This window comes from Mesorhizobium sp. B2-7-2, assembly GCF_006440775.1.
Taxonomy (GTDB): Bacteria; Pseudomonadota; Alphaproteobacteria; order Rhizobiales; family Rhizobiaceae; genus Mesorhizobium.
Genome location: NZ_VFTZ01000030.1, coordinates 47,319 through 57,493, shown reverse-complemented (window position 1 = coordinate 57,493; position 10,175 = coordinate 47,319). Strand labels below are relative to the sequence as shown.

At 62.7% G+C, this 10,175-nt stretch carries 11 protein-coding genes and 1 pseudogene; 6 read left to right on the top strand and 6 right to left on the bottom strand.

Features of this window, described 5'->3' with window-relative positions; genetic code table 11:
• Positions 1-85: 85 nt before the first annotated feature.
• The 3 genes from FJ425_RS28025 to FJ425_RS28015 form a co-directional block, all read right to left on the bottom strand.
• Positions 86-691: a transglutaminase-like cysteine peptidase gene (locus FJ425_RS28025; protein ID WP_140727457.1), complete on the bottom strand. Its 606-nt coding sequence runs from the start codon at positions 689-691 to the stop codon at positions 86-88.
• A 257-nt stretch (positions 692-948) separates the two neighbouring features.
• Positions 949-1,566, bottom strand: a complete 618-nt coding sequence (locus tag FJ425_RS28020; protein WP_140636734.1) for a PilZ domain-containing protein — start codon at positions 1,564-1,566, stop codon at positions 949-951.
• Positions 1,567-1,736: 170 nt separating this feature from the next.
• Positions 1,737-2,375 (bottom strand): PAS domain-containing protein, encoded by a 639-nt coding sequence (locus FJ425_RS28015; RefSeq protein WP_140727455.1) that lies wholly within the window; start codon positions 2,373-2,375, stop codon positions 1,737-1,739.
• A 426-nt stretch (positions 2,376-2,801) separates the two neighbouring features.
• Between FJ425_RS28015 and FJ425_RS28010 the strand changes: the two genes are divergently transcribed.
• Together FJ425_RS28010 and FJ425_RS28005 are read left to right on the top strand one after the other, a co-directional pair.
• Positions 2,802-3,539, top strand: coding sequence for a rhomboid family intramembrane serine protease (locus FJ425_RS28010; protein ID WP_140727453.1), 738 nt, complete (start codon positions 2,802-2,804; stop codon positions 3,537-3,539).
• A 205-nt stretch (positions 3,540-3,744) separates the two neighbouring features.
• A complete protein-coding gene (locus tag FJ425_RS28005; protein ID WP_140727451.1) occupies positions 3,745-4,176 on the top strand; it encodes a CBS domain-containing protein in 432 nt (143 codons plus the stop codon).
• A 47-nt stretch (positions 4,177-4,223) separates the two neighbouring features.
• Here FJ425_RS28005 and FJ425_RS28000 read toward each other — a convergent pair whose 3' ends face one another.
• Positions 4,224-4,496, bottom strand: a complete 273-nt coding sequence (locus FJ425_RS28000) for a YjhX family toxin (protein ID WP_246678042.1) — start codon at positions 4,494-4,496, stop codon at positions 4,224-4,226.
• Between the two features lie 355 nt (positions 4,497-4,851).
• Between FJ425_RS28000 and gatB the strand changes: the two genes are divergently transcribed.
• The 3 genes and pseudogenes from gatB to FJ425_RS27985 all read left to right on the top strand — a co-directional run bounded on the left by gatB (position 4,852) and on the right by FJ425_RS27985 (position 7,673).
• Complete coding sequence (gatB, locus tag FJ425_RS27995; RefSeq protein WP_140727449.1) at positions 4,852-6,354, top strand: Asp-tRNA(Asn)/Glu-tRNA(Gln) amidotransferase subunit GatB; 1,503 nt, start codon at positions 4,852-4,854, stop codon at positions 6,352-6,354.
• A gap of 2 nt (positions 6,355-6,356) precedes the next feature.
• Positions 6,357-6,833, top strand: a pseudogene (locus tag FJ425_RS27990) (GNAT family N-acetyltransferase); the annotation flags it as partial.
• Positions 6,819-7,673: an AIM24 family protein gene (locus tag FJ425_RS27985; RefSeq protein ID WP_348643170.1), complete on the top strand. Its 855-nt coding sequence runs from the start codon at positions 6,819-6,821 to the stop codon at positions 7,671-7,673. The pseudogene FJ425_RS27990 and the gene FJ425_RS27985, both read left to right, overlap by 15 nt.
• Positions 7,674-7,702: 29 nt before the next feature.
• On the opposite strand, the gene panC is transcribed toward FJ425_RS27985, so the two are convergent.
• Positions 7,703-8,554, bottom strand: coding sequence for a pantoate--beta-alanine ligase (panC, locus tag FJ425_RS27980; protein ID WP_140727447.1), 852 nt, complete (start codon positions 8,552-8,554; stop codon positions 7,703-7,705).
• Positions 8,551-9,390: a 3-methyl-2-oxobutanoate hydroxymethyltransferase gene (gene panB, locus FJ425_RS27975; protein ID WP_140636746.1), complete on the bottom strand. Its 840-nt coding sequence runs from the start codon at positions 9,388-9,390 to the stop codon at positions 8,551-8,553. The genes panC and panB overlap by 4 nt, the downstream gene beginning before the upstream one ends.
• Before the next feature lie 272 nt (positions 9,391-9,662).
• On the opposite strand from panB, the gene FJ425_RS27970 reads away from it, so the two are divergent.
• Positions 9,663-10,061, top strand: coding sequence for an NADH:ubiquinone oxidoreductase subunit NDUFA12 (locus tag FJ425_RS27970; RefSeq protein WP_140541355.1), 399 nt, complete (start codon positions 9,663-9,665; stop codon positions 10,059-10,061).
• Positions 10,062-10,175: the final 114 nt, after the last annotated feature.

The following is a 10,175-nucleotide window of genomic DNA, read 5'->3' as shown; positions in this document are numbered from 1 at the left end:
GGGACGGGGAGGGTGGGGACTCGACCGGGCTTTCTTCCTGGGCGCGCCGCCGCGTCACGGCGACGTACCCGATCGCTTTGCCGCGTTAGCGGACGCTGGCGACCGCGTCGTCGCGGCCGTCGTTGATCGTCACCCAAACGCCCGAATTCTCCGTCGATTGACGCTTGAGGTAGGTGTACACCGTGTCATTCCAGGCGAGCACTTTCGGCTCGAGATTATCGAGGATGAATTCGCCGAGGCTGGTGCGCACCGTCAGCACCGCGTGGCCGTCGCCATTCGGCTGGCGCACCACCGTCATCAGCAGATTGCCGGCTGGCACGCCCACGGCCATCAGCTCACGGCGCTTCTCCAGCGCGTAGTCCTCGCAGTCGCCATAGCCTTTGTCGGGGTAGGCCCAGTATTCCTCGACACCGTAGATCTCCATGTCGGTGCGCGGCTTGACGCGGGTGTTGACCGTATTGTTGACGTTGACCATCGTCGCCCACAGCTTGCGTGTCAGCTCGACCGGCGAACCCTTCGGCGTCCGTTCATTGCATTCGACCGGAATGCGCTGGCAGAAATCGTAGTGACCGACCGGCTGGGTGGTGCGGCCACCCGTATGCATGAAAGCCGGTCCTGCGCTTGCCGTGCCCCAGGCGGAAAGCTGCATCGCCATTGCCAAGAGCAACAGCTTGCCCCTCGTCATTTTCATTGTTGTAGTCTCCCCGTTTGAGGAGACTGTGCCACGTTGGGATTTATTTGACGCAAAAACCCGAAGTAGACATTGAGTAAAACGACAGTAGAATAAACATAAAATTTGAATTACCGCGATTTCGGATTATTCAGATTTCGCCGGCTCGCGCGAGGTCTTGATAGAGCTGGCGATCCGCGTCCGACCCGCCAAAGCCAGGCAACAAAAAACCGGCCGCTGCCGGCCGGTTCGCGTCGCGCTTGCGGTGTGGGTTTGCGTCAGGACCGCGGCGCGTTGAATTCCTGATCCAGGGTTTCCGGCCGCTGGATGACGGCGAATTCGATGGCGACGCCGTCCTCGAAATGGCGCACGATCTGGCCGCGCATCGTGCCTAACGTGACCTGGACGCCGATTGCCGGCTTGACGTCGATCTCGACGGCGGCACCGGAGAGCGACAGGTCGATGATGCGGCACTGATACTGGCGCCCGTCGGTGAGCTGCAGGACGCTCATCGGATTGCGCGGCGCCACGCGCTCGTGGCGGCGGTCCTCGGGCAGGTCGAGCTCATGCTTGTTGGCAAGCCAGGTGAGCTGCGCGGCAAGCTTGTCCTTCTTGCGCTCCGAGGCGATGACGGTCATGGCGAACCCGTCCTGCGACGTACGCGTCACGACGCCTTCGACACGACCGATATGGTCGATATAGGCTATGACCTTCTCGCCCGGCATGCCGATCCGGTCCGTGCGCAAGGCAACGTTGCCGGGCGACATATCGACCACCTGGCAAGGATGCTCGGTGCGGTCTTCCAGCATGAAACGTCCATAGATCTTGACGCGGACACGCTGAAAGTTGCGCCGTTCAGCTCGTGACGGTGCATATTCTACCGCCGCTGACCTCATGACTGCCTACACCCCGTTGCCATTCCACGCGATGATGCGGGGAACTTCACCCGAAAAACTACAGCAAAGCAGGTTAACAAACGGGAAAAATCGGCCGCAAAAGCCTGGGCCAGGAGCACGCGCAACGCGGAAAAATTCAGCGAGAGCGACGGCAGACCATACTGCCAGGCTCATTCGTGACGCCCGCCGTCGAGGACGACGAGATGGCGGATGCGACGCACGCGGCCGAGCGCCGAAATGGTCTCCGGAGCATCGAATTCGGTCGGAACAAGCGAGGGGACGTCGATCGCCGGACGGTTCTTCAGGAACATCGGCTCCTTCTCGGGGTCTATCACCCGGATCGTGTCGATGAGCGCGTCGGCGAGCGGGTCGGCACCAAGCCAGAACGGCTTGTCGGCGGTGCTGATGATGCCGAGGCAGCGCGGGTTCTCGGCGCCGCCGTCCAACGGCAGCGCCAGGAGCTCGAATTTGTTGGAACGGCCGTTGCGGCTGAATCCCTCATAGGTCATGAGCAGGACCGATTTCTGATCGAAAACGCCCTGCATGAGCCGCGACACCAACCGTTGATCCTTCTCGCGCCAGAGAGAAGGGAAGGAGAAGCCCTTGAGCTCCCGGCCATAATAGGCGCAGAGCCGTGTGCCCGCGAGCCGGAACACCGCCTCGCCGCGCGTGTCGCGCTCGAGGATGAAGGTGTCGGCCAAAAGCGACTTGATGTCCGCCGGCTCCACTTCCGATCGCTTCGGGGCGAGGCGGCCATCACGCAGCTGGTTCCAATATTGGAACAGCGCGATCGATCCTTTTTCGTTCATGTCCATCCTGCTCCGCACAACCTGTCTTTTGATGTCCCATCGGCGAACAGACAGGGCGCCCTCCGATGACCTTCATGCGGTGCGGAGCAGGATGCGTGCCAGTATCGTTAACGTTTGTTCACGCCTCGGGGTCGTTAAGGTTAACAAGTGGTTTACATTGCGTGCCGCAGAAGCCTGTGGCACATCAAAACCACTCCAAAACGGTCGTTTCAGCAGCGATCGGCAGCACTTCAGTCACGAGTTTACGGGGAACAGGGGACTCGACCGGCCGTTCAGGGGAAATCCTGGACGGCCTTCTTTTTGATTCGCCCTTGCTCTGATTCGCCTTTTTCCGCGCGGGCGCTGTGGCGATTAGCCGTTTGTGATTCCAAAGCGCGTGATCTACATGCTCGTCGAAAACGCCGAGTCCCGGACCTGCAAGGGTGCATGAGCGAGCCCGTAAGCCCCACTGAAAACGAACCGCAGCCGGACGAGGCTTCCGAGCCGCGACGCCGCGAACCCGTGTTCAACCTCCCGCCGGTGGTGCTCGCCGTGATCGGCATTTGCGCGGTCCTCTATCTGCTGCAGCAATATGTGCTGAACGAAGCGCAGCAAATGACGCTGCTCTATGACGGTGCCTTCATTCCGGTGCTGTACACGGGCCAATACGGCTTCGACTGGTTCTTGTTCACGCGTCCGTTCACCTATGCCTTCATGCATGGGGGCGTCGCCCATATCGCCATCAACATGATCTGGCTTGCAGCCTTCGGTTCGCCGCTCGCCAATCGTCTTGGCGCGCTACGTTTCGCAATGTTCTACGCTGTGACCGGACTGGCCTCAGTCGCTCTGTTCTGGGCACTGCATCCCTATGGCGAGATGCCGCTCGTCGGTGCATCGGGCGCGATCTCCGGCATGATGGGCGCGGCCGCGCGCTACGGCTTCCGCATCGACCGTTCGTCGGGCCGGGGAGCCTTCGCCGGCGAGCCGCTGTCGGTCGCATCGGTGTTGCGTTCGCGCGGCGTCATGACCTTTCTTGGCGTTTGGATGGTGATCAATCTGGCCACGGGCCTGCTCGGCTTCGCGCCGGGCATCGACGGCCAGATCGCTTGGGAAGCCCATATCGGCGGCTTCGTCGCCGGCTTTTTCGGACTGCGCTTCTTCGACCGTCCGCCGGCTGCCGCCTAGAGCAGGATCCCGAAAAGTGGGAACCGGTTTTCGGAGAAGATCATGCTCCAACAAAGACATAGATCAGGATGGCGATTCAGCGAGACGCCATCCTGATCTAGTCCTAAGGCGCACTTGAAATGCAGCCAATCACGGCGCACGATGTTGCCCAAGCACCCAGTGTCTTCCTAAGGGCGCCGGGGCGTCAAAGGCAGTGGAGGACGCCATGACGGTTAAGGCAATTCTTGAAAGCAAGGGCCATGACGTGTTCACGCTCGGGCCCAATGAAAAACTCAGCGAGGCCATTCGCATGCTGGCCGAGTACAGGATCGGCGCGCTCGTCATCACCAACGGCGATCGCAAGATCGTCGGCATTCTCTCGGAACGCGATATCGTCAGGGTGGTGGCCAAGGAGGGCGCCGCCGCGCTCGACATCGCCGTGCGCTCGGCGATGACGCCGAAGGTCAAGATCTGCAACGAAAACCACACGGTCAACGAGGTCATGGAGATCATGACGCGGGGCCGCTTCCGCCATCTGCCGGTGGAAAAGGGCGGCCAGCTCGATGGCATCGTCTCCATCGGCGACGTGGTCAAGCGCCGCATCGAGGATGTCGAGCGCGAAGCCGAAGAGATCAGGGCCTACATCGCCACGGCCTGAAGCAAACGGAAAGGTGCCGCCGGCGTTTCGTCCGGCGGCATTGGGCATTAGCGATTGTCGAGCTCGGCGCGCACGAGCGCGAGCCCGCGTCGGGTGATCCGCCAAGGACCGCCGTTCGTCGAAGAAACTGCCTTCTTGCGCCTCAACTTTCGGAAGAGCTCCAAGTCGAAGCCCGGATAGCGCCAGCCATCGCGGGTCAGGCACAGGACCGAGGCGATCTTCCTGCTTTCGTTCTTTTCGATTTCGATGCGCCCGCCCTGCGCGAGCAGGTGCAGGATGCGCTGTTCCCCACAGCGCCGCGCGTCCTCTTGGACGCGCAAAAGGACGCTGTGACACTCTAGTTTTGGCGCATGACCCCGAAAATCGGAATCGATTTTCGGGGTCATGCGCTGCGAAATGTCCATTGGAGAAGTCCCGGGAAAAACAACAAAAGCCGCCGCCGCGAGCGGGTTTTCAGGTTTTTCTGCCCTGCCTCGCTTAGGAGGTCAGGGCTTCACCGGGACTGAGCGTAAGTGGACATCCACTCTCCATTGGGAGTGGATGCTTTTAGGCGAAAGTGGCGGAAAAGGCCAGTACGCGGCTTTGCGCTTGTCTCGCCGGGCGGTTTGCACTAGCGAAGTTGCGCACCGAAATATGCGTTCTGCATATCGCGAATTCTAAGTACGCAGGCCATCCATGAGCATCATCGACACCCGCACCCCCGACGCAAAACGCTTGATCCCCGGCGCCACCGGCGACTGGGAGATCATCATCGGGCTCGAAGTACATGCGCAAGTGATCTCTGAGGCAAAACTCTTTTCCGGCGCCTCGACGTCGTTCGGCGGGGCGCCCAATGCCAATGTCAGCCTTGTCGACGCGGCGATGCCGGGCATGCTGCCGGTCATCAACGAAGAATGCGTCAAGCAAGCGATCCGCACAGGGCTCGGCCTGAAGGCCGCGATCAATCATAAATCGGTCTTCGACCGGAAGAACTATTTCTACCCGGACCTGCCGCAGGGCTACCAGATCTCGCAGTTCAAGCAGCCGATCGTCGGCGAGGGCAAGGTGATCGTCTCCGTCGGGCCCGACCGCCAGGGCGAGTTCGAGGATATCGAGGTGGGCATCGAGCGCCTGCATCTGGAACAGGATGCCGGCAAGTCGATGCATGACCAGCATGCGACCATGTCCTATGTCGACCTCAACCGCTCCGGCGTGGCGCTGATGGAGATCGTCTCCAAGCCCGACATCCGCTCGGCCGACGAGGCCAAGGCCTATGTGACGAAGCTGCGCACCATCATGCGCTATCTCGGCACATGCGACGGCAACATGGACGAAGGCTCGCTGCGCTCCGACGTCAACGTCTCGGTGCGCCGCCCGGGCGGCGCATTCGGCACGCGCTGCGAAATCAAGAACGTCAACTCGATCCGCTTCATCGGCCAGGCGATCGAATCCGAGGCGCGCCGGCAGATCACCATTCTCGAGGATGGCGGCAAGATCGACCAGGAGACCCGCCTGTTCGACCCGGTCAAGGGCGAGACGCGCTCGTTGCGCTCCAAGGAGGAGGCGCATGACTATCGCTATTTCCCGGATCCCGATCTTCTGCCGCTGGAATTCGACCAGGCCTATGTCGACGCGTTGGCGCAACACCTGCCGGAACTGCCCGACGACAAGAAGGCGCGGCTGATTTCGTCGCTGGGCCTGTCGACCTACGACGCCTCCGTGCTGGTGTCGGAAAAGCCGATTGCCGACTATTTCGAGAAGGTGGCGTCGGGCCGCGACGGCAAGCTCGCCGCCAACTGGGTCATCAACGACCTGCTCGGCGCTCTCAATAAAGCCGGCAAAGACATTGAAAATGCTCCGCTTTCGCCAGAGCAGCTCGGCGCCGTCATCGACCTGATCAAGGAAGGCACCATCTCCGGCAAGATCGCCAAGGACCTGTTCGAGATCGTCTGGAACGAAGGCGGCGATCCGCGCCAGCTCGTCGAGAGCCGCGGCATGAAGCAGGTCACCGACACCGGCGCCATCGAGAAGGCCGTCGACGAGGTCATCGCCGCCAACCCCGACAAGGCCGAGCAGGCGCGCGCCAAGCCGACCATGGCCGGCTGGTTCGTCGGCCAGGTGATGAAGGCGACCGGCGGCAAAGCCAACCCGCAGGCGGTCAACGACCTCGTCAAGGCCAAGCTCGGCATCGAGGGCTAGCGATGTTCGTGCGGACGGCGAGCGAACGCGATCTCGCAGCCGTCCGTGCGTTGCTAGTCGAGACTTGGCATGCCACTTACGACGCCCTCTATGGCGCCAAGCGGGTAACTGAAATCACGGATGACTGGCATTCGATCGCCTCGCTCAAGGCGCGGCTGGCGCGGCCGAACTCCGAGTTCCTGGTGGCTGACGACGGCAAGCGGCTCGGCGGCATGGCGTTCGCTGCCGCCACCGCCGACCCGAAGATCGTCCTTTTGAACCAGCTCTACGTCCACCCGGCCTGCCAGCGGCAGGGGATTGGCCGGTCGCTGCTCGATGAAGTCGAAGCCAGTTTTCCGGAGATGCATACGCTGCGCCTCGAGGTCGAAGAAGCAAATGCCGCGGCGATCGCCTTCTACGAGGCGAACGGGTTCCGCCCGGCAGGTAGAACCGCCGATTGCGGCTGCAACTCGGGATTGCCCGCGATGATCATGGAGAAGCGTTTCCGCTACAGCGCCGGCGAGCGCGCCCATTCATCGCGCGGTTTTGATTTGATCGCGCCGGTCCGCGCGATCAAGGCTGCTCGTCGCGGCGTCGCACCCTCTATAAGGCAGGGGCGCCGTCCGCAATCGGGGGAAACCATGCCGAGCTTGCCTGAATTGATGCCGACCGAGGTGTCGGACGAGACTTTTGGCGGCGTGACCTATCACGTCGCCGGCGAACTTGTGCCGGTGCTGTCGGTCGATGTGACCAACATGCCGGTCTATTTCGAGCACCATATCCTGCTCTGGAAGAACACCGCCATCACCATCGGCCTGAAATCGCTGAAGGGCGCGCTGAAGCGCATGATCGCCGGCATGCAGATATTCGTCACCGAGGCGTCGGGGCCGGGCATCATCGCCTTCAGCCGCGACGGCCCTGGCCATATCGTGCCGATCCATCTTCGGCGCGGCGAGGAGATCCAGGTGCGCGAGCACCAGTTCCTCGCCGCGACCGCCAGCGTCGACTACACGTTTGAGCGCGTGCGTGGGCTGGGAACGATGCTGTTTGGCCAGAGCGGCTTCTTCATCGACCGCTTCCGCGGCGAGACAGGCGACGGCATCGTCTGGCTGCACGGTTACGGCAATGTCTTCGAGAAGGTGCTGGCGCCCGGCGAGACCATCGACATCGAGCCGGGCGGCTGGCTGTTCAAGGACGCATCAGTAAAGATGGATACAAGGATCGACCGGCTTTCCAGCGGCTTCTTCGGCGCCGCCATGAATTTCGTCGTCAATCGCTTCACCGGGCCAGGCCGCGTCGGCATCCAGTCGATGTATCTGCATATGCCGTCGGAAGAGTAGGCGGCGAGCCTGATCGAACAAAAGTCCGATCAGGCGGAGGGAATTTCCACATTGTCGATCAGGCGTGTCGTGCCGAGCCAGGCCGCCGCCAGCAGGCGGCCGTCGCGATTCCGCTGCCAGGGTTCGAGCGTGATACTCGCGCGGGCGGCGACATAGTCGACCTTCCGGAAGCCCGCGGAGACGAGGGCCTTCGCGGCGGCGTCGGTGGCGCTGGCTTCGTCCGTGCCGGCCGCAAGCGCCGCCGCCGTGCGGCGCAGGATCACGTTGAGCTTGCGCGCGATGTCGAGCTCGGCTTCGCCCAGATAGGCATTGCGCGACGACATGGCGAGGCCATGGGCGTCGCGCACCGTCGGCGCGCCGACGATCTCGACCGGCAGGTCGAGGTCGCGGCAGAGCTGCCTGACGACGCAAAGCTGCTGGTAGTCCTTCTCGCCGAACACGGCGCAATCGGGCGCCGCCTGCAGGAAGAGTTTTGCTACCACGGTCGCGACGCCGTCGAAGAAACTCGGCCTGAAGTCGGTTTCCAGGCCGTGAGAGGGGCCGCCCACCGAGATCTTCGTGGCGAAGCCGGCGGGGTATATTTCGTTTACGCCCGGCGTGAAGGCGAGATGCGCACCCGCATCCCGCAGCCGGTCGAGATCGCGCGCCAGCTGGCGTGGATATTTGTCGAGATCCTCCGTCGGCGCGAACTGGGCCGGGTTGACAAAGATCGAGACGACGCAGCGATCGGCCCGTTCGAGCGCGATCCTGACCAATGAGATATGGCCGTCATGCAGAGCGCCCATGGTCGGCACCATGGCGACCTTCAGGCCCGCCTGTCGCCAGTCCCGGACCTGCGTCCGAAGCGCGGTGACGCTGTCGACGACGATTGGCGCGTTCATGGCTCGTCCTTGCCGGAAGTCGTCGTGAAGACGTGGTCGGGGCCGGGAAAGGCACGGCTGCGCACCTCGGCGGCATAGCGGGCCGCCGCATTCGCGATCACCCCGCGCAAGTCGGCGTATTCCTTGACGAATTTCGGTACGCGATCGATGGTCATGCCGACCATGTCGTCGGTCACCAGGATCTGGCCGTCGCAGTCGGCACTGGCGCCGATGCCGATGGTCGGTATGGGAATGTGACGGGTAAGCTTCGCCGCCACGGCCTCCATCGTGCCCTCGATGACCACCGAGAAGGCGCCGGCCTTTTCCACCGCCTCTGCATCGCGCAAGAGCGCTGCGATATTGTCGTCTGTCCGGCCCTTGATCTTGTAGCCGCCGTCCTTCTCCACCGATTGCGGTTGCAGGCCGATATGACCCATGACCGGTATTCCTTCGGCGACGATCGCCGCGATCTGGGCTGCCATGTCGACGCCGCCTTCGAGCTTCACGGCCTGGCAGCCTGTTTCCCCGACGATCCGCATTGCCGACGCCACGGCCTGCACCGGCGAGGCCTCGTAGCTGCCCGCCGGCATGTCGACCACCACGCAGGCCTTGGCCGAGCCGCGCATCACAGCCTGGCCGTGCGCGATCATCATCTCCAACGAGGCGCCGAGCGTGGTGGCGTGGCCGTGCAGGACCATGGCGACGCTGTCGCCGACCAGCAGCAGGTCGACATGCGGATCGAGCAGGCGGGCGACAGGATAGGTGTAGGCGGTGAGGCAGACGATCGGCACGCCGCCCTTACGGCGGCGAATGTCTTCGGCGCTGATCCGGCTGTCGACGGACGGATCCCGGCTCAATCGTCACCTCCTCAAGGCGTGCCCCGAAACGGGCGGGCCGAGCTTTAGAAAGACAGGCGGCGCTTGGCAAGCCGCACTGCCGCAGGCAGGGCAAATGCATCGATTTAATGCATGTCGCCCAGAAGTGTGGAGCGGTTCTGGGACGACGACATGCCTCAAGATATGAACGCATGGAGCATTTGCGTTCGGGGCATGGCAAAACCCTTGCCTTCGCGGTGACGTGACGCCATAAGCAGGGGAAAGGCGCAGCCGCTGCCGCCGCGAGGATTTGGATGAAAACTTTCCTGCTGCAGTTTTTCACCTGGTGGAACAGCCAGACGCTCGGCACCCGCTTCCACACTTGGCGCTTCGGCAAGAGGGTCGGCGAGGACGAAGCCGGCAACGTCTATTACGAGGGCGGCATCGATTCGGAAGGCCGCACGCGCCGATGGGTCATCTATCGCGACTATTCGGAAGCCTCGAAGATCCCGCCGGGCTGGCATGGCTGGATCCACCACCGGGTCGACACCGCTCCCTCCAGCGAGAACTACAAGGCGCGCGAGTGGCAGAAGGAGCATCGGCCGAACCTGACCGGAACGCCCGGCGCCTATCGTCCGCAGGGTTCCATCCTGACCAACCAGCATCGTCCGCAGGTGACCGGCGACTACGACGCCTGGACGCCGGGGTCGTAATCCCTCGGATTGTATCCAAGACGCCGCTTCGGTCCGTTATCGCCACAATTGGCATTTAGCTGCTTGCTGATAGCGCAGCCATGACTAGCCTTGGGCGTTGAGAGAATCACCCGG